This window comes from Arthrobacter crusticola (assembly GCF_004357995.1).
Taxonomy (GTDB): Bacteria; Actinomycetota; Actinomycetes; order Actinomycetales; family Micrococcaceae; genus Arthrobacter_D; species Arthrobacter_D crusticola.
On the sequence record NZ_SMTK01000003.1, the window covers coordinates 1 to 17,830 of the forward strand.

The 17,830-nt window shown below is 66.4% G+C and carries 19 protein-coding genes; 7 read left to right on the forward strand and 12 right to left on the reverse strand.

The features are described from left to right. The 5 genes from E2F48_RS07725 to E2F48_RS07745 form a co-directional block, all read right to left on the reverse strand. The coding region (locus E2F48_RS07725) for an IMP dehydrogenase (protein ID WP_185149803.1) at positions 1-256 on the reverse strand (256 nt) is incomplete at its 3' end. Positions 257-532: 276 nt separating this feature from the next. Then, positions 533-970, reverse strand: a complete 438-nt coding sequence (locus E2F48_RS07730) for an HIT family protein (protein ID WP_165968717.1) — start codon at positions 968-970, stop codon at positions 533-535. Between the two features lie 118 nt (positions 971-1,088). Further along, positions 1,089-2,099, reverse strand: a complete 1,011-nt coding sequence (gap, locus tag E2F48_RS07735) for a type I glyceraldehyde-3-phosphate dehydrogenase (protein ID WP_133403450.1) — start codon at positions 2,097-2,099, stop codon at positions 1,089-1,091. A 274-nt stretch (positions 2,100-2,373) separates the two neighbouring features. After that, the gene (locus E2F48_RS07740) at positions 2,374-2,925 is read right to left on the reverse strand and encodes a carboxymuconolactone decarboxylase family protein (protein WP_133403451.1); all 552 of its coding nucleotides are present in this window, start codon (positions 2,923-2,925) and stop codon (positions 2,374-2,376) included. 276 nt (positions 2,926-3,201) lie between these two features. Continuing rightward, positions 3,202-3,801, reverse strand: a complete 600-nt coding sequence (locus E2F48_RS07745; protein WP_133403452.1) for a TetR/AcrR family transcriptional regulator — start codon at positions 3,799-3,801, stop codon at positions 3,202-3,204. A gap of 188 nt (positions 3,802-3,989) precedes the next feature. Here E2F48_RS07745 and E2F48_RS07750 point away from each other — a divergent pair, with 188 nt between their 5' ends. Further along, positions 3,990-5,333: an APC family permease gene (locus tag E2F48_RS07750; RefSeq protein WP_133403453.1), complete on the forward strand. Its 1,344-nt coding sequence runs from the start codon at positions 3,990-3,992 to the stop codon at positions 5,331-5,333. An 84-nt stretch (positions 5,334-5,417) separates the two neighbouring features. Here the strand turns inward: E2F48_RS07750 and E2F48_RS07755 are convergent, their stop codons facing one another. The 7 genes from E2F48_RS07755 to E2F48_RS07785 all read right to left on the reverse strand — a co-directional run bounded on the left by E2F48_RS07755 (position 5,418) and on the right by E2F48_RS07785 (position 11,490). Beyond that, positions 5,418-5,801, reverse strand: coding sequence for a VOC family protein (locus E2F48_RS07755; protein WP_133403454.1), 384 nt, complete (start codon positions 5,799-5,801; stop codon positions 5,418-5,420). A gap of 71 nt (positions 5,802-5,872) precedes the next feature. Then, entirely contained in the window at positions 5,873-7,090 is a 1,218-nt protein-coding gene (locus E2F48_RS07760; protein WP_133403455.1) for an MFS transporter, read from the reverse strand. A 132-nt stretch (positions 7,091-7,222) separates the two neighbouring features. After that, on the reverse strand, positions 7,223-7,624 hold the full coding sequence (locus E2F48_RS07765) for a Rid family detoxifying hydrolase (protein WP_133403456.1): 402 nt from the start codon (positions 7,622-7,624) through the stop codon (positions 7,223-7,225). After that, a complete protein-coding gene (locus tag E2F48_RS07770) occupies positions 7,621-8,793 on the reverse strand; it encodes an aminotransferase class V-fold PLP-dependent enzyme (RefSeq protein ID WP_133403457.1) in 1,173 nt (390 codons plus the stop codon). The genes E2F48_RS07765 and E2F48_RS07770 overlap by 4 nt, the downstream gene beginning before the upstream one ends. Continuing rightward, positions 8,790-9,581, reverse strand: a complete 792-nt coding sequence (locus E2F48_RS07775; RefSeq protein WP_133403458.1) for an amino acid ABC transporter ATP-binding protein — start codon at positions 9,579-9,581, stop codon at positions 8,790-8,792. Before E2F48_RS07775 ends, E2F48_RS07770 begins: the two co-directional genes overlap by 4 nt. Further along, positions 9,578-10,528 (reverse strand): amino acid ABC transporter permease, encoded by a 951-nt coding sequence (locus E2F48_RS07780; protein ID WP_221411651.1) that lies wholly within the window; start codon positions 10,526-10,528, stop codon positions 9,578-9,580. The genes E2F48_RS07775 and E2F48_RS07780 overlap by 4 nt, the downstream gene beginning before the upstream one ends. Then, positions 10,525-11,490, reverse strand: a complete 966-nt coding sequence (locus E2F48_RS07785) for an ABC transporter substrate-binding protein (RefSeq protein ID WP_133403459.1) — start codon at positions 11,488-11,490, stop codon at positions 10,525-10,527. The genes E2F48_RS07780 and E2F48_RS07785 overlap by 4 nt, the downstream gene beginning before the upstream one ends. A 196-nt stretch (positions 11,491-11,686) precedes the next feature. On the opposite strand from E2F48_RS07785, the gene E2F48_RS07790 reads away from it, so the two are divergent. The 6 genes from E2F48_RS07790 (at position 11,687) to E2F48_RS07815 (ending at position 17,808) form a co-directional block, all read left to right on the forward strand. Continuing rightward, positions 11,687-12,433: a helix-turn-helix transcriptional regulator gene (locus E2F48_RS07790; RefSeq protein WP_165968718.1), complete on the forward strand. Its 747-nt coding sequence runs from the start codon at positions 11,687-11,689 to the stop codon at positions 12,431-12,433. An 88-nt stretch (positions 12,434-12,521) separates the two neighbouring features. Further along, positions 12,522-13,373 (forward strand): helix-turn-helix domain-containing protein, encoded by an 852-nt coding sequence (locus E2F48_RS07795; RefSeq protein ID WP_133403461.1) that lies wholly within the window; start codon positions 12,522-12,524, stop codon positions 13,371-13,373. Positions 13,374-13,463: 90 nt separating this feature from the next. After that, positions 13,464-14,315 carry a phytanoyl-CoA dioxygenase family protein gene (locus tag E2F48_RS07800; RefSeq protein WP_133403462.1) on the forward strand — a complete coding sequence of 284 codons (852 nt, stop codon included), beginning with the start codon at positions 13,464-13,466 and terminating at the stop codon, positions 14,313-14,315. Further along, positions 14,312-15,382: an NHL repeat-containing protein gene (locus E2F48_RS07805; protein WP_133403463.1), complete on the forward strand. Its 1,071-nt coding sequence runs from the start codon at positions 14,312-14,314 to the stop codon at positions 15,380-15,382. The genes E2F48_RS07800 and E2F48_RS07805 overlap by 4 nt, the downstream gene beginning before the upstream one ends. A 144-nt stretch (positions 15,383-15,526) precedes the next feature. Further along, a complete protein-coding gene (locus E2F48_RS07810; protein ID WP_133403464.1) occupies positions 15,527-16,783 on the forward strand; it encodes a 6-phospho-beta-glucosidase in 1,257 nt (418 codons plus the stop codon). Beyond that, positions 16,780-17,808 carry an N-acetylglucosamine kinase gene (locus E2F48_RS07815; RefSeq protein ID WP_221411652.1) on the forward strand — a complete coding sequence of 343 codons (1,029 nt, stop codon included), beginning with the start codon at positions 16,780-16,782 and terminating at the stop codon, positions 17,806-17,808. Before E2F48_RS07810 ends, E2F48_RS07815 begins: the two co-directional genes overlap by 4 nt. The last annotated feature ends 22 nt before the right edge of the window (positions 17,809-17,830 follow it).

Genomic DNA, 17,830 nt, shown 5'->3' on the forward strand with positions numbered 1-17,830 from the left:
AGCCGGTGACCTCGGCGATGACCTCCACCGGCACGTCCTGGGGCAGCACCCCCAGCCCGCCGCGCCGGGCCATGGTCTCGACCATCCGCCGCCCGGTCACCGCGGTCATGTTCGCCACCACCAACGGAATCGTGGAACCGGTCCCGTCGGCGCTGGAGAGATCCACGTCAAAACGCGAGACCACCTCCGAGGCCGAGGGCACCAAAAACACATCGGCATAGGTCAGGTCGGTGGACGGATCATTGATAAATCGCATGGCTTCCAATCTGGGGGAGGGCCCGCTGTACCGCCGCAGAATCTTCCGGCCGGGGTCCGAGTTTTATACTTTTCGGTCAATATAACGGAGGGAAGAAAATTCTATTCCCGGCCGGCGCGGCAGTGGGCGTTCCGAGGGGTTGTTGCGGTACCGGCTCGCGAGCATCAATGACCCGGCCAGTGACGAAGCCGACCGGATACTCCACTGGGACCGGTCCGGCCCGCGCCCGGCCGACCCCCCCAGCCTCACCGATCTCGGGTTACAACCGCCGGCGGATCAGTCGTCACTGCGGGCCGGCACTCCCGCCAGGAGCAGGGCCTGAACGGCGCGGAGTTCCTCGTCCGAGGGTACGCGCTCCGGTTTCTGCTCGAGGTGGTAGCCGTCCCCGGCCATGCGCGGGAACACATGCAGGTGCGTGTGGAAGACAGTCTGGCCCGCTGCCTGCCCGTTGGACATCAGCAGGTTGAACCCCTCAAAGCGCGGCAGGGTGTGCGAGAGGTTGTAGGCGACGTCGTGGGCAAGATCGGCAACCGCCGTCCGGTCCTCGGCCGGCATGTCGAGGAAGTTTTCCGAATGGTGCTTTGGGATCACCAGCGTATGGCCGTCGCTGATGGGGTGCCTGTCCAGGAAGGCAAGCGCCCGCGGATTCTCTCCAACCACCAAGGCGTCGAGCCGGCCCTCGCCAATGGCGCAGAAAACGCATTCCTCGCTCATAGCTCCCGAGGGTAGACCTTCTGGTGCCGCCCGGCCACAACCTGGAGCATGCCTGCTCCTGCCGACCGGCCATGGGGCGCCGGCCGCTGGGCCGTGCGCCCCCATGGCTCCTCCCCGATCAGGCCAGGGAATCGGCCACCAGGTTGGTCAGGTCCACCATCCGGTTGGAGAAACCCCACTCGTTGTCGTACCAGGCAACTACCTTCACCTGGTTGCCGATGACTTTGGTGAGCCCGGCGTCGAAGATCGATGAGGAGGGATTTCCCACGATGTCCGAGGAGACGATCGGCTCGTCTGTGTACGTCAAATAACCCTTCACCGGGCCCGATTCGGCAGCAGCCTTGTAGGCCGCGTTGACCTCCTCGGCCGTGACTTCGCGGCTGATCGTCGCGGTGAGGTCGGTGGCGGAGCCAACCGGTACGGGGACGCGCATCGCGTAGCCGTCGATCTTGCCCTTGAGTTCGGGCATGACGACGCCGATGGCCTTCGCCGCGCCGGTTGAGGTCGGGACGATGTTGATGGCCGCGGCGCGTGCCCGGCGAAGATCCCGGTGCGGTCCGTCCTGCAGGTTCTGGTCCGCGGTGTAGGCGTGGATGGTCGTCATCAGCGCTTTTTCAATCCCGAACGCCTCGTGCAGGACGCGGGCCAGGGTGCCCACCGAGTTCGTCGTGCAGGAAGCGTTGGAAAGAATGTGGTGCTTGGCCGGATCGTAGTCGCCTTCGTTCACTCCCAGCAGCAGCGTCACGTCCTCATCGGTTGCGGGAGCGGAGATGATGACCTTCTTGGCACCGGCGGTGAGGTGCTTTCCGGCGTCCGCGGCCTTGGTGAAGAAGCCGGTCGATTCGATCACAATATCGACCTCCAGTTCGGCCCAGGGCAGTGCCGCCGGATCTTTTTCCGCGAAGGTGCGCACGGTGTGCCCGCCGACGATGAGATTGCCGCCGCTCACTTCCACTGGGACGGGCAGTTTGCCGACGACGGAGTCGTAGCGCAGGAGATGGGCCAGCGTCTCGGCGTCGGTGAGGTCATTGACGGCCACGATCTCGAAGGAGGCGTCCTGTTCGAGGGCGGCCCTGAAATAGCTGCGTCCGATGCGTCCGAATCCATTGATGGCTACACGGGTGGTCATTGTGGTTCTCCTTAGGAGATGGGGGATATTGATCGGCGCCCCACCCCATCGGCGAAGCGTCAGTGAAGGTGCGCTAGCGTGCGGCCGCTGTCCAACGGAAACCGTGGACGGTATCGGTGCCTTGTCCCCTCAGGAAAGGATCGCATGTCCGCCGTCCCTGGCGAAGGGGCCGGTGGTCCGCGCGAACCCGGGGTCGGCAGGAATCCCTGCGCACGGGTGAAACCGGAAACGCCAATGGCTCCACCCCGAGGGGAGGAGCCAGCGGCGCAGGTACCTAGGAGACGGTGACGGCGGAGGAGTCGACGACCGGGAAGTCGATTTCGACATCGGCGGCCCTGTTGAAGAAGTTGGTGAAAACGTTCAGTGCGATGTTGGCCACGATCTCGCCCATCTCCTCATCCGAAACTCCAGCGGTCCGGAGGTCGGCAATGTCCTGCTCGGACACGGCTCCGCGGCTCTCGAGAACCGCGGCGGCGAACTTGAGGATGGCGTCGGACTTGGCATCCGCCGCAGTGCCGCGACGTGCATCCAGGACATCCTGCTCGGTGAGTCCTACCCGGGGTGCGGTGAAGGTGTGGGCCGAGAGGCAGTAGTCGCACCCGTTGGCCTGCGCGAGGTTGAGGGCCAGGCGTTCCTGGGTCTTGCGGCCGAGGACGCCCCCGGCCAGGGCGCCGGACAGCGCCAGGTACCCCTTCAGGGTCGCCGGGCTGTTCGCCATGGCCTTGGTCATGTTGGGTACAGCACCCATCCCCTTCTTCACCTGGGTCAGGAGCTCCTGTGCGGTGCCTGAGGCTTCGTCCAGTTCAATGAGCGGCATGCGGGTCATGGTTCCTCCAGATTTCTAACGCTAGAACTTATTTCCTGGCGTGAGAAAGATACTACTCTTAATTCTCACGGAACCAAATCGACCTAAACGTTAGAACTGAGATCTGGTCCGTCCTGCCGCTGCATCTGGTGCGAGTCGTCCGGCAGGAGCCTGCTGGGGCTCCGTGGCATGGCGAAGGACCGCCCGGTCACCGTGGACCTGCGGTTGAGCCCGCGGATGACGCCGTGGGGGTTCTTTTCTGGAGCGGGCCGGGTCGATGACGCGGCGGGCGGGCCCTTAGGCCGGCACATCCCCCAGTACGGGGAGAACCTTGATCGAGGTCAAGGCGATGGCCGTAAGTTCGGTCCGGCTGACGCCGGCGCTGCCCAGGACCTCCATGCCGCGGGTCAGGGCCACAAAGAAAGATGCCAGAGCTGACGCATCGGCGGCCGGGTCGAGCTCTCCGCAGTCCTGCGCGTCAATGATGCACTGACGGTAGATCTGCTCGAGATCGTGGAAGCCCTGGAGGGCGGCCTGGGCGACGTCGGGGTCCCGATCGCCCAATTCCACCGTGGCCTTGGTGAAGAGAATGCCCTTGTCGCCGTCACTGAGGGTGATTGCCAGTTTGATCAGGTGGCCGCGGATCCGCTCCAGCGGCGTGGCGGACTCGTCGCCGAGTTCCGCATCGAGGGCCGCGACGGCGTCCGCGGTGTCGGAGTTCAGTGCCCGCAGGAACAGTTCCCGCTTGCCGCCGAACGCGTTGTACAGGCTCTGTTTCCCCAGGCCGGTTGCCCCGACCAGGTCCTCGAGGGTCGTGCCTCCGTAGCCGTGATCAGAGAAGGCCTTGCCCGCGGAGTGGACGACATCGGTTTCAAGGAATTTGCGCGGTCTGCCCATGGAGTGAGCCTACCGTTTATTGACCAGGCGGCCCAGTACGAGGGCCGTAGATCCCGGGCGGCGGACCCAGAACCGGGGGCCTGCGCTGCCGGATCACCGCCGGCGGAAGGACCGTTTCAGCGGTTTTAAAACAAGGCCATCCCACACTGTCTCTTGCGTCATCGCCGAAGAAGGACTCCAATGGTGCGATGAGTGAAAAAACCGGCACGGCCACACCCAGTGAGCACATCGGACTGAAGCGGGCCGTCGGTGCGCCGCTGCTGTTTGCGTTCATCGTGGGGGACACTCTCGGGGCGGGCATCTACACCCTCGTGGGTTCCATGTCCGCCGACGTCGGGGGCGTCATCTGGCTGCCGCTGCTTATCGCGCTGGTCGTGGCACTCCTTACTGCGGGGACCTACGCGGAACTCATCACCAAGTATCCGCACGCCGGTGGAGCCGCGCGGTACGCCGAGCGCGCCTTCAAGGTCCCCTACGTGTCGTTCCTCGTCGGGTTCCTGATGATGGCCTCGGGCATCACCACGGCAGCGGCCCTGGCGAACGCCTTCGCCGGTGACTACCTTGCCGCGCTCATCGACGTGCCGGCCGGCCCGGCGGCCGTCGTCTTCATCATCCTGCTGACGCTGATCAACCTCCGCGGCGTCCGGGAATCCCTCGGCGCCAACCTCGTTGCCTCAATCATCGAGGTGACCGGCCTGGTGCTCGTCATTGTGGTTGCCGCCATCGTGCTCGGCAGCGGCAACGGGGAACCGGGCCGGCTGGTCGAATTCGCTCCGGGCGTGTCCCCGCTGGGCGGCGCCTTCGCGGCATCCGTCATCGCCTTCTTCTCCTTCCTTGGCTTCGAGGCGGCCGCCAACATGGCGGAGGAGGTGCGCAACCCCTCCAAGGCCTACCCGCGGGCCCTCTTCGGAGCCATCGGCACCGCGGCGGTCGTCTACCTCCTGATCGCACTCGGCGCGGTGATCGTCCTGCCTCCGGCCGAACTGGCCGAATCCACCGGCCCGTTGCTCGACGTGGTCCGGGCCAGCGGCGTCGGGATCCCACTCTGGCTGTTCAGCCTGATCGCCCTGGTCGCGATCGCCAACGGCACCCTGCTGTTCATGGTCATGGCCAGCCGTGTCGGCTACGGCCTCTCGGAAGCGAAACTTCTTCCCGATGCGTTCTGCCGGGTGCTGCCGAAGCGGCGCACTCCGTTTGTCTCGATCATCGTCGTCGCCGTTCTGACGATCATTTTGACCCTTGTCGGAAACGTCAACTCACTCGCCGAGACCACCGTGCTGCTGCTGCTCCTGGTGTTCCTCTCGGCCAATGTCAGCGTGCTCGTCCTCAAGAAGGACAAGGTGGAGCACGAGCACTTCTCGGTTCCCCGGATTGTGCCGATCCTCGCGACCATCGCCAGCATTGTGCTGCTGGCCCAGCAGTCCGGTGTGATCTGGCTCGGTGCCATCGCCTACATTGTGGTCGGTTCGCTGCTGTTCCTCGCCGCCCGCGCGGGCCGCAGGCGCGAGGAGCGGGTCTCGACCTCGGTCTAGGGCCGCCCGCCCCGCACAGGTTCGCCGCCGTGACGGGCCACCGGATTCCGGTGCGTCCCACCATGCCGCTCGATCTTCGCGCCTTTACCTATGCTGGGAGCTGCGCTTTTCGGCGCCCATGCTGATCAGGAAGCCGTCGGGGTCCTTGATGCTGGCAACCCGCTCGCCCCACGGCATATCGGCGGGCGCCCTCACCGGCTGGCCGCCGGCTCGAAGAGCCTGCTCGTAGGCGGAATCGGCGTCGTCGACGTAGAACCAGAGTGCTATCCGGTCGGCGGCGGCGGTGGGTACCTCGTCTGCTGCGATCGCGACGGTGGCTCCTCCGACGCGAAGGGAGACGAAGACATCGTTTCCATCGGGCCCGGGGTACCCGTACGTGCGCTCGGCGTCGAATGCTGACTCGTAAAAGCTCACGAGTCGCTCAAGGTCCCGGGTTGAAAGGATGGGGAATCCGCCACGCACCGCCATGCAGAAAGTCTAGGACGCTCCGTCGGGCGTTGGCGATGCCCGCCGTCGGCAGGAGATTCAGCGAAAACTCATCAGTTTCCAGGTCGTTCGGGGACGCTGATCACCCGGTCGCGGCCGGCAAGCACACCGGTGCCGGCCAGCACCGCCATGACGACGGCGGTGGCCAGGAGCGGAAGCGTCCAGTCTCCGCTCACGTCGCGGAGGCCGCCGAAGATCACCGGGCCCGCCGCTCCCAGACCGTAGCCGACCGATTGCGCCATGCCGGACAGTGAGGCCGCCTGCGGGTAGTTCACCGTGCGGAGGCTGAAGAGGGACAGGGCGATGACGATCAGGCCTCCGCACCCGATTGCCCCCAGAATCACCCACAGCAGGATGAGCCCCGGCGCCAGCGCGAGACCGAGGAAGGTCACGAACATGAGTGCGCTGGTGGTGAAGGCGACGAGCCGCTGATCCGGTCCCCGGTGCAGGATCCGTCCGGTGGCGAGGCTGGCGAACACGCTGACCAGCAGGAAAACGGAAAGGTGGATGCCCGCCGTGGTGGCGGAGATGCCCCGGCTTTGTTCGATGGTGGGCAGCCAGGCCATCAGGATGTAGAAGGCGATCGATTGCAGGCCCATGAAGATCGTCACCTGCCAGCCAAGGGCCGAGGCCCAGGGTGAGCGGAAGGGGACCTGCGGTGCGGTGGCGTGCGCGGTGGCTGCCCCGTGCCGGCGCAGCCACGGCAGGAGCACCGCCAAGGCGATGAGGACCAGCCCCACCCAGATTCCGAGGGCAAGCCGCCAACCCGCCGGGGACGTCTGCGCCACGGGAACGACGACGGCGGCCCCGACCGCGGCGAACGCGGCCTGGGTGGCGGTGTAGCTCCCGGTGACCTGGCTGACCCTCCGTGGGAAGTCCCGCTTCACGACGGAGGGCACCAGGACATTGAGGAACGCGATGGCCAGGCCGATCAGTGCGGTGCCTCCCCAGATGAAGCCGGGCACGGGGAGGGAGCGAAGCACGATGCCTGAGGCGAGAATCAGCAGGGACATCCACAGGGCCCGGTCCAGGCCCAGCCGGGAGGCAAAGCCGGGCGCCACGGGTGAGAAGACGGCGAAGGCGATCAGGGGAAGCCCTGTCAGGAATCCCGCTGCGGCACTCGGGAGGTCAAGGTCTGCACTGATGTTCGCGAGAACCGGTCCGACGCTGACGAAGGACACCCGGAGGTTGACTGCGATGAGCAGGACACCGATGAAGGCGAAGCCGAACCTGGCAGTGCGGTCTGGTGCGTTCCGGGCGGCAGCGTGCATCCGGCGATTTTCCCTCCATCGGATGGCGCTCGTGCGCCATCCGGTTCCACCCTAGTCAGGGCGCGGTGGGTCCGGCCACTCCACTGGGGGCGGTGGCTGCGCCCCGCGAGGAGCAGGGGCCCCCGGTGGCCGTTATGCGGCGGCGACCATCTCGATCTCCACGCGGGCCCCCTTGGGTAGGCCCGCGACGGCGTAGGTGGCCCGCGCAGGGAGGACAGCGCCGGTGAAGAACCGCCCGTAGATTTCGTTGACCGCGTCGAAGTCGCCGATGTCGGCAAGCAGCACCGTGGTTTTCACTACGCGGTCCATGGTGGTGCCGGCGGCCTCGAGGATGGCTTCCGCGTTGCGCAGCGACTGCGCGGCTTCATCGGCGACGCCGGGGCCGGCGAGCCGCCCGGTCGAGGGGTCGACGGGCAGTTGTCCCGAGACGAACACGAGGTCGCCGACACGGACCGCCTGCGAGTAGGCTCCGATGGCCGCGGGAGCCCCGGGGGTGCTGATGGAGGTGATCGACGCGTTGCTGGTGTAGGTCATGACAGTCCTTTCAGGATGCTCGACGCTTCGTCGATGGCCGCATCAGTCGTGGTGGCGTGAAGAGACACGCGGATGCGGTCCGGTGCGTGGAGGGTGGTAGTGATGCCGGCTTCGGCGAGCTGTGTGTGCACGTGTTTGGCCGGTGCTCCCGTGGATTTCGCGACGACGATCCCTGCGCGCCGGCTGGGTTCCAGGGGAGAACCCACAGCCACGCCAAAGCCCTGCAGGCTTTCGAGCAAGCGTGTTGTCCGGCCGGCGATCCGCTCCTCGAGGGCAGGCACGCCCACCGTTTCTAGAAGCTCGAGTCCACTGGCCAGACCGCCCGACGCGAAGGGCGACCCATTGGTGACGGAGAACCGCCGTGCGCCGTCGGCCGGCGGATGCTCAAGGCCGTCGTAGTGCGTCGGCGATTGGACGCCTGTCCACCCGCCCAGCGTGTTGTCGAGGCGGTCCAGGGTGCGGTCGGACAAGGCCAGGAACCCGCAGCCCCATCCGGCGCGCAGCCATTTCTGGCCGCCGACGACCACGGCGTCGGCGGCTGTCCACGGCAGGTCGCTCACCCCGAACCCCTGGATGCCGTCAACAATGAGCAGGCGGTCGCCGACGGCCTCCCGGATCCCCGGAAGGTCGACCCGGAACCCGGTGCGGAAGTCCACCGCGCTCACGGCGACGGCGGTGATGGCCTCAGTCAGATGCGCCCGGATCAGCTCGGGTGTCACCGGGGGCGGATCGCACGCCGGGAATCCCGCGCCCATGAGACGCACGGTGATCCGGCCCGCTTCCTGCGCGCGCCACCACGGATAGAGGTTCGCCGGGAACTCCGTGGCCGCAACGAGCACCTCACCACCCCCGGCCAGTCCGAAGGCCAGTTGGAACAACCCGTGCGAGGTGCTGGGCAGGAGGTCGATGGAGCCTTCCGGGAAGCCACTCAGCCTGGACGCGGCGGCGATCGCCCGTTGATCCACCGAATGCAGCTGGGTCGTTGAGTCTGCTCCGGATGCGGCGAGTTCCATCAGGCGGTGGGCTTCGCCCACGACCTGCCGTGACGGGGGACCGTAACTGGCGAAGTTGAGGTATCCGGCGTCTTCGCGGAACCGCCCCAAATACTCGTTCAGCGCCCGCTGCGCGCCCGTGCCGTCCAGTCGAAGGTCCGAGGGGGTTCCGCTCATGCGAGAACCCGTTGAAGGAACTGTTGGGTTCGCTGTTCCCGCGGCGCTTCGAGCACCTGGGCGACCGGACCCTGCTCGACGATGGCGCCATCCGCCATGAACACCACCCGGTCGGCGACCTGGCGGGCGAACGCCATTTCGTGGGTGACGACGAGCATTGTCATTCCATCCCGGGCCAGGTCGGCCATCACCTCAAGCACCTCGCCGACGAGTTCGGGATCGAGGGCGGAGGTGGGCTCGTCGAAGAGGAGGAACAGTGGCCTCATGGCGACCGCGCGCGCGATGGCGACCCTCTGCCGTTGTCCGCCCGAGAGCTGGCCGGGATACTGGTCGATCTTGTCGCCCAGACCGACGCGCTCGAGGATGGCCACCGCCTCAGAGCGCACCTCCCGGGCCTTGCGCCGCTGTACCTGGACCGGTCCTTCAATGACGTTCTCGAGAACGGTGAGGTGGGGAAAGAGGTTGAAGTGCTGGAACACCATCGCGGTCCGGGCCCGCTGGGCGGCGACCCGGCGCTCGGTGAGCTCGTACAGTTTGCCGCCCCTGAGCTCGAAGCCCATCGGTTGTCCACCGACCCAGACCTCGCCGCTGTCGGGTACTTCCAGACGGTTCAGGGTGCGCAGGAAGGTCGACTTGCCTGCCCCGGAGGGTCCGATGATGCAGACGACCTCGCCGGGATGCACCTCGAGGGAGACGTTCTTCAAAACGTGGTTGCTGCCGTAGTACTTGTCGATTGCAACGGCTTCCAGGACCGGTGCCGGATCGGTGGTCCGCAGTGCCTGTGTCATGGTGTGCTCCGGATCATTGGTGCGCGGCCGAGGTCGGCGGCCACGCGACGGCGAAGGGACGTGGCTTTTGGGGGGCCCCCGGGGCGGCGGTCCTGGCGGTCGAATCCCCGCTCAAGGTAGTACTGGCCGACGCTCGCTACGCTGACGACGACCATGTACCAGATTGCCGCGGCGATGAGGGTCTCCATCACCTGGAGGTTGAAGGAGGAGATATTGTTCGCCGCCTTGATGAGTTCCATGTACCCGATGACCGATGCCAGGGCCGTGCCCTTCAGCATGTTGATGAAGTCATTGCCCGTGGGGGGAATGATCACCCGCATAGCCTGCGGCAGGATGATGCGTGACATCCGCTGGGCCGGGGTTTCACCGATCGACTGCGCCGCCTCGATCTGTCCGCGGTCGACGCTCTTCAGGCCCGCCCGCACGATCTCGGCCATGTAGGCGCTCTCGTTCAGGGCCAGGCCGAGAAACGCCGCCACGAAGGTCGTCATGACCGCGTTGGTGCTGAGGTCGACGAAGACGATGTCGGTGAACGGGATGCCCAGCTGCAGACGCGGGAAAATCAGTGCCAGGTTGTACCACAGCAGGATCTGCAGCAGCACGGGAAGACCGCGGAACAGCCAGGTGTAGCCCGCGGCGAAGGCGCTCGCCACGGGGTTCTGCGAGATGCGCATCAGGGCGATGAACACCCCGATGACGATGGCGGAGACCTGGGCGACCACCGCCAGGATGAGGGTGTTGACCAACCCCTCCAGGATCACCGGAGAAACGAGGTAGGAGGGAATCGCCGCGTAATCGATATCGCCCTGCGATGCCCCTATCGCGAGCAGCACGAGCAGCGCCAGGACGATGACGGCGCTGATCCACCGGCCGGTGTGCTTGAGGTGCACCTGGGGAAGGGGGGAGCGGGTGGCCAGCCGCTCCCCGTGGGTGCCCGGAGTGCTCATACCCCGCCGTTGACCGTTGCGGCATCGACGGCACCGTCGGTGACGCCCCAGGAATCGAGGATCTCACTGTAGGTGCCGTCGGCGATCAGGGCATCGAGGGCGCCGGCGATGGCGTCGCGGAGCTCGGGGTTCTCCTTGTTGACGCCGATACCGTAGGGGGCGCCGTCGATGACGTCGCCCGGCACGACCTCGAACGCCTCACCGTTCTTGGTCGTCTTGGATACGTAGACGGCGGTGGGAAGATCATTCACGATTGCGTCGATGCGCCCGGTGCGCAGCTGGGTCTGGTTCTGGCTGTCACTGTCGGTCACCACAATCTTGACAGCGTCCTCACCCCCGCTGGTGCACTCATCGCTCGTCCGCTGGGCGAATTCCTGCTGGCTGGTTCCCGTGACGACGGCGATCGCCTTGCCGCAGAGCGTATCGGGCCCGGTGATCCCGGCGGGATTTCCCTTCTGCACCATGAGGGTGATTCCCGACGTCAGGTAGTCCACGAAGTCGATCGCCTCCTGGCGCTCCGCGGAGTCGTTCATGGCGGCGATGGTCGTCTCCACGCGGCCGGTCTGCAGACTGGTGATGAGCGCCTGGAATTCGAGGTTCTCGTACTTGACGTCCAGGCCGAGCTTCTTCGCCACCGCGGTGATGAGGTCATGATCGTTTCCGATGACGGTCGTGCCGTCTTCGGCGAAGAAGTTGTTAGGAGGAGACTGCACGTAGGAGCCGACCGTCAGTGCGCCGTCGTCGGAGATGGCGGCAGGCACCATGCCGGCAAGGGATTCATCGACCTTCACGCCTTCGAGGAGGGCTGAGTTGTCGGGAATGATCGAGCCGCCGGTCGAGCCGGAAGCGCCGGAAGCGGGTTCCGAAGCCGCTCCTGATCCCGAGCAGCCGGTCAGAAGCGCGGCGAGAGCCAGAGTGCCGGCAGCCGTACCAAGCAGGGTACGGGACGGGATTCTTTTCATGGTTGTTCCCTTCAGAGCGTCATTGGTCATTGCACCGTAGCCGGGTTTCGCTGCGGGTGATAGAACGTTATCGTCATGATAGACATTTGTTAACACAATTGACGCCCCGCGTTTCGCAGAATCTCAGATGGTGGACTGGGAGGATGTCCTCGTACGATGTGCCCACCGGATGGAGAGCGAGCGGATGAGGACTGCCATGACAACGACGGGCGCCACGCAGGTCGACCCCGGGCGGGTCCTGCGCCCCGAATTCGGACCCTTCCTCGCCATCATGGACTTTCTCGGCGCCCTCCTGGGGCCCCGCAGCGAGATCGTGCTGCACGACACCAGTGACCTGTCCCGATCAGTGGTCGCCCTGACGAATGGTCATGTCAGCGGTAGGGCGGTCGGCGCCCCGGCCACCGACCTGGTGTTGAAAGTGCTGCGCAATCATGAGGGTCACGGTGCGGACTACCTCGCGAACTACCTCGCCGAATCCACCGCCGGCCGCCGCTTCCGGTCCTCGACCTTTTTCATCCGTGATGCCGAACGGTCGGTGATTGGGATGCTGTGCATCAATATCGACGACACGGCTCTTGTGGCGGCGCGTGATGCGCTGGCAGCGACCACCGCGACCGTCGACATCACCAAGGATTCCGAACCGGCCGGAACCGAGGAGCTGCCGGACGCCGACCTTCTGGCAGCCCTCCCGGTCCGACGCGTCATGGAGCGCCTCAGCACCAGCGTCGACGACCTCACCCTCGACAGCATCAGCCGCATAGTGAGCGCGCAGAACGTCTCACCGCTGCGGATGACGGCCGAAGAGAAGATCGCCGTGGTGGGTGACCTCGACCGGGCAGGCGTTTTCCTCCTGAAGGGCGCCGTCGCACGCGCGGCGCTGGTTCTCGAGGTATCCGAGCCGACTGTCTACCGGTACCTCCGCGCGGTGAGGCAGGGTGCTTGATCGATGAGGGCGCTGCGACCCGGCACGTGGGGCGCGGAGCGGTGGCGGTGGCCGATCGGCGTCCGGGGGTCCGGTCCGGGGTGTCGCAGTGAGCGGTGATGCTCCCGCTGAGCACTGGTCCCGCTATGCCTCACCCCGGATCGCCCTGCGACAGTTCCTGCTCGCCTGCCACGGAGCAGGCGAGCAAGTCGGACACGTGCCGCCCTTCACCCGCAGAAGGCTCCCCAGCCACGGCCTCGTGTACATCTCGAAGGGTCGTGGGACCTACATCGAATACCATCCACGCAGGATCGAGGTACCTGTGGAGGCGCCGGCGGTCATCTGGCTTGTCCCGGGCGTGGAACACGGGTATGGCCCGGATCCGGGCGGGTGGAGCGAGCACTGGATCCTGTTCACCGGGCAGTCGTTCGCCGCGTTCGAAGAGCTCGGGCTCGGCAGCCGGCACCGGCCGGTGCTCCCGCTGTTCCAGCTCATCGAAACGGAGGCTCTCTTCGGCGAGCTCCGTGGATTCGTGGAGACGGTCGGGGCGCGGTCCGAGATCGCCGCATCGCTCGCCATCCAGCGATTTCTGCTCGCCGTCCTGCATGCCGTGGGCGACCGGGATGGCACCGAGGATCGGTCGTCCCTGGTTGATTCCATCGCCCGGGACGCCACCCGACCCATGTCAGTACCGGAGCGGGCCCGGGCACTCGGGGTTTCGGTGCGGGAACTTGGCGACGCCGTAAAGGCCGCCACCGGCCTTACCCTCAACGACTTCGTGATCGAGGTGCGGCTGGCGAAAGCCCAGGCCCTGCTGGCCGAAACCCGGCTCGATGTCGGCAGGATCGCCAGCAGCGTCGGGTACGGCGATCCGGCATACTTCTCGCGGATTTTTACCCGGCGGATCGGCATGTCCCCCACCGTCTTCCGTGCACAGCAATCTAGAAACAGCGTGGGCTAAACTCCAAACCCATCTCAACGGATGCAAAAATCCAAGAATTAGACGGAAAAGTCTATGGAGAATAATCCAGATTCCGTCAATTGTGGATTTATGTTCACCTCAAACGGATACACCCTCGATGATTCGCCGGCCCGGCTCGGGTGGATCGAACCGGTCCCGGACTCCATCCGCCACGACAAGGATGCGCTGTGGACGAGGCTCCGGCGCGACGGGTACCTGTACCTGCCGCAGCAGCTCGATCCGGACCTGGTGAACAGCTTCCGCGAGTACTACTTCACCATGCTGTCCGACACCGGCCTCGTTGAGCGCGGAACGAACCCTGCCGTCGGAGTCGGCGCTGCCGGCGAGCTCGATCGAGCGATGATCCGTGACGTGCTCTTCAACGGCATCGTGCCCGGCCAGCGGTACGAGGCGCTGACCACGCACCCCGATATCAAGGGCTGGTTTGAGTGGTTCCTGGGCGACGGGGTTCACCTCCATAAGCGCAAAATCATCCGCCACATCCGCCCGGGGGAGTCGGGCATCGGAACCGCGACGCAGGCCCACTACGACCTGGTGTACCTGCGCGAGGGGAGCGAGCGGGTTCTCTCGATGTGGATTCCGCTCGGGGATTGCCCGGCCGAACAGGGCGGCCTCACCTACCTGGAAGGCAGCCATCACTGGGCGATGGCCGATGAGCGTGACCGGGGGGACCGGCGTCCTGCGGCCTCCATCACCGCCGACCTGCCGGGACTTGCAGACAAACATGACTCCCGCTGGCTGATGGCGAATTACAAGGCCGGCGACGTCATGGTCCACTCCTCCTACGTCGTTCACGCAAGCACCGACAACGTGGACCTGCAGAACCGCGTGCGGCTGTCCACCGACATCCGTTATCAGCGGGCATCGGAGCCGATCGACTGGCGCTGGCAGGAGCACTGGAACGAGGATGACGGACTGTGAGGGCGCCAGCCGGATCAGCCGGAGGCACCGGCATCGACTCCACAACTCCGGTGGCCGGCCGGTGGAACGCGGAAGCGCCATCCGCCGCGGTCGACGTCGAGTTGGGCGGTCGGCGGTATCGCTGGACCGAATACACAACCCATCCGACGCCGACCCGGGCGTGGTCGCACCACGGAGTCGTCGTCGGCCCCGACGGCGAGGGCTTCATCGTCGCCTCTCCGGACGGACGCGCCCTTGTCCACCTGAACCGGGGAACCGCCCGGCGTTCGGAGGATCTCGACGTCACCGAATGCCACGGCATGAGCGTGGACGCGTTCGATTCCACCTACTCCATCTGGATCGCAGACAACGGCCACAAGTACGGTTACCGCGATCGTGGCAATGACCTCGAGACCGACCGCCCCGGTCAGGTCATCCGCACGGACCAATCGGGACGGGTTCTTCAGAGACTGGATTCCCGCCAGCTTCCCGCCCGGGCGATGGGGTGGCGGCCGACGGGAGTGACGAGCGAAGCCCGGGAACAGGGCGGGCGGGTGTGGGTCGCCGACGGGTACGGACGAAGCTTCGTTCACTGTTTTTCCCGGGAAGGAAACCTGCTCTGGAGCTCGGACGGGCGCGACAGCGGGACGGCCTTTAATTCCCCGCACGGAATACTTCTCGACACGCGCCCGGTCGTTCCGGAACTGCTCATCGCCGACCGGGGAAACAAGCGGATCGTCGTGCTCAGTACGGACGGGACGTTCCTGCGGACGTTCGGCGCGGGGAGTCTGACGAGCCCCTCGGGCTTCGCCATCCACGGCAACCTGCTGTGGGTGACCGAGCTGTTCGGCGCGATCGTCGCCTTTGACGGTCACGACCGCCTGGCAGCCGTGCTGGGGTCCGGGCTCCAATCGAGCGAGGACGGCTGGCCCAATGCCCTGGACGGCGAGGTCGTTGAACGCCCACGGCTCGAAGCCGGCACGTTCCGCAGTCCTCATGGAATCGCGGTCAACGATTCAGGCAGCATTGCCGTGTCGGAATGGGTGATCGGTGGGCGGCTGATTCTGCTCACCCCTGTGCAGGAGTGAAGAAACCGCCGAGCCGTGCCTGCCTGGAGCGTCGGCTAGACTCCTGAATCGGGCTGCCTCCGCAGGATTACCATCCGATGATCATGCGATGGAGCGATCATCCCCGGCCCGAAGACGAGCTGGTTCAATAAGGAGCGGTTGAAGATGAGAATGACGGTCGTCGGCGGGGGCTCAACCTATACGCCCGAACTGATCGACGGCATATCGCGGCTTCGGGAATCGCTATCGATCGACGAAGTGGTGCTGACCGACCCAGCCGCCGAACGACTGGAACTGGTGGCCGGGTTGGCCCGCCGGATCCTCGCTCGAGGGGGCCACCCGGCCAGGGTGACCGCAACCACCGACCTCGATGCCGCTGTAACGGGTGCCGACGTTGTCCTGATCCAGCTGCGCGTCGGAGGGCAGGCGGCCCGGATCGGCGACGAAACCTGGCCCCTCGACTGCGGCTGTCTTGGACAGGAGACCACGGGTGCGGGAGGCCTCGCGAAGGCACTTCGCACGGTTCCCGTGGTGCTCGACGTCGCGGACAGGGTGCGCCGGCTTGCGGCACCGGGTGCATGGATCGTCGATTTCACCAACCCTGTGGGCATCGTGACGCGCGCCCTGCTCGACGCGGGCCACCGCGCCGTCGGGCTCTGCAACGTGGCCATCGGGCTGCAGCGATACTTCGCGCGGCTGCTCGAGGTTGCCCCCGAGCGCGTCGAGCTGGACCACGTCGGCCTGAACCACCTGACCTGGGAGCGGGCGGTGCGCCTCGACGGCGTGGACCAGCTGCCTCGGCTCCTCGATCGCCATGCGGCCGACATCGCAGGGCATCTTCACCTCCCCGAGAGCGTCCTGACCCGCCTCGGTTCCATCCCGTCCTACTACCTCCGCTACTTCTATCAGCACGATGCCGTGGTTGAGGAGCAGCGCAGGGAACCCTCCCGCGGGCAGCGGGTGGCGGACATTGAAGAGCAGCTCCTGCGGATGTATGCGGACGAGACGCTGGATGAGAAGCCCGCGCTGCTGTCCGAACGCGGTGGGGCGTTCTACTCCGAGGCGGCCATCAACCTGGTCGCCTCACTGATGAGCGACCGCGGCGATGTCCAGGTGGTCAATGTCCGCAATGAAGGAACCTTCCCGTTCCTCCCGGCGGAGGCCGTCATCGAGGTGCCCGGGACGGTCACTTCCGGGGCGGTGGCCCCGGTGAAGGTGGAACCGGTGGATCCGCTGTATGCCGGACTGATTTCCCACGTGTCGGCCTACGAGGAACTGGCACTGGATGCCGCGCTGCGGGGCGGGCGGGACCGCGTCTTCCGCGCCCTGCTCGCCCACCCGCTTGTGGGGCAGATCAACCTCGCCGATCAGCTGACCGACCGGTTGCTCAGCGCGAACCGGCAGCACCTGGCCTGGGCATGATGAACGCGGCGGTGCTGGCCATCGACGGCGGCAACAGCAAGACGGATGTCGCGCTGGTGGCTCCCTCAGGGGAGGTCCTCGCGCACGTGCGGGGGCCCGGGTCCTCGCCCCACTTCCTGGGCATCGACGGCTGCGCCGATCTCCTCGACGGACTCGTCGCACGAGCCGCTGCCCAGGCCGGTTTCGAGGGAGCCGTGGGGGTGGCGGATTCCGCCGGTGCCTATCTCGCCGGAGCGGACCTGCCGGGTGAAACGGCGGAGCTGACGAAGGCCCTGACGGCCAGGGGCTGGGCACGCGAGACGGTCGTGGACAATGACACGTTCGCACTGCTGCGGGCCGGAACCGATGACCGTGATGCGGTGGCCGTGGTCTGCGGGGCGGGAATCAACTGTGTCGGGGTGTCGCGGGACGGACGGCAGGCGCGCTTTCCCTCACTTGGACGGATCTCCGGCGACTGGGGCGGTGGGATGCAGCTGGGCGACGAAGCCCTGTGGTGGGCGGCGCGGGCGGTCGACGGCAGGGGCGAGCCCACTGCCTTGGTTCACCTCATCGCCGAACGGTTTCAGGCCGACTCGCTCGAGGACGTGATCGAGGGCCTCCACTACGGCCGGCTGCACACCGGCGACCTGAGGATGCTGGCGCCGGTGGTGTTGCAGGCGGCCTCGGAAGGGGACGCCATCGCCGTCCGGATTGTCGAGCGGCAGGCGGAGGAAGTGGTCGTCCTCGTCCTTGCCTCGCTGCGGCGGCTGGAGCTGCTGGAAAAGCCCACCACCGTGGTCCTCGGAGGAGGGGTGCTCACCAGCGGGAACGACCTCCTTCACGCCGGGATCCGCCGTGGTCTTCGGGACACCGCGCCGCTGGCCGCTGCGCACACCACCGGGTCGGCGCCGATTGTGGGCGCCGCCCTGCTGGGCCTGGACCGCCTCGGGGCCAACCGGGAAGGCGAGAGCCGCCTGCGGGCATCCTTCGCGCAGATTCTCTCGGAGACAGACCCACGTGGACCCGTCGGATCGGCGGCCCACTGACGCCTGCTGCGCGTCGCCCGCG

Coding starts and splice junctions, on each gene's coding strand:
- E2F48_RS07730 (WP_165968717.1), bottom strand. CDS start 970: ATGAGCGAGGAATGCGTTTTCTGCGCCATTGGCGAGGGCCGGCTCGAC.
- gap (WP_133403450.1), bottom strand. CDS start 2,099: ATGACCACCCGTGTAGCCATCAATGGATTCGGACGCATCGGACGCAGC.
- E2F48_RS07740 (WP_133403451.1), bottom strand. CDS start 2,925: ATGACCCGCATGCCGCTCATTGAACTGGACGAAGCCTCAGGCACCGCA.
- E2F48_RS07745 (WP_133403452.1), bottom strand. CDS start 3,801: ATGGGCAGACCGCGCAAATTCCTTGAAACCGATGTCGTCCACTCCGCG.
- E2F48_RS07750 (WP_133403453.1), top strand. CDS start 3,990: ATGAGTGAAAAAACCGGCACGGCCACACCCAGTGAGCACATCGGACTG.
- E2F48_RS07755 (WP_133403454.1), bottom strand. CDS start 5,801: ATGGCGGTGCGTGGCGGATTCCCCATCCTTTCAACCCGGGACCTTGAG.
- E2F48_RS07760 (WP_133403455.1), bottom strand. CDS start 7,090: ATGCACGCTGCCGCCCGGAACGCACCAGACCGCACTGCCAGGTTCGGC.
- E2F48_RS07765 (WP_133403456.1), bottom strand. CDS start 7,624: ATGACCTACACCAGCAACGCGTCGATCACCTCCATCAGCACCCCCGGG.
- E2F48_RS07770 (WP_133403457.1), bottom strand. CDS start 8,793: ATGAGCGGAACCCCCTCGGACCTTCGACTGGACGGCACGGGCGCGCAG.
- E2F48_RS07775 (WP_133403458.1), bottom strand. CDS start 9,581: ATGACACAGGCACTGCGGACCACCGATCCGGCACCGGTCCTGGAAGCC.
- E2F48_RS07780 (WP_221411651.1), bottom strand. CDS start 10,528: ATGAGCACTCCGGGCACCCACGGGGAGCGGCTGGCCACCCGCTCCCCC.
- E2F48_RS07785 (WP_133403459.1), bottom strand. CDS start 11,490: ATGAAAAGAATCCCGTCCCGTACCCTGCTTGGTACGGCTGCCGGCACT.
- E2F48_RS07790 (WP_165968718.1), top strand. CDS start 11,687: ATGACAACGACGGGCGCCACGCAGGTCGACCCCGGGCGGGTCCTGCGC.
- E2F48_RS07800 (WP_133403462.1), top strand. CDS start 13,464: ATGTTCACCTCAAACGGATACACCCTCGATGATTCGCCGGCCCGGCTC.
- E2F48_RS07810 (WP_133403464.1), top strand. CDS start 15,527: ATGAGAATGACGGTCGTCGGCGGGGGCTCAACCTATACGCCCGAACTG.
- E2F48_RS07815 (WP_221411652.1), top strand. CDS start 16,780: ATGATGAACGCGGCGGTGCTGGCCATCGACGGCGGCAACAGCAAGACG.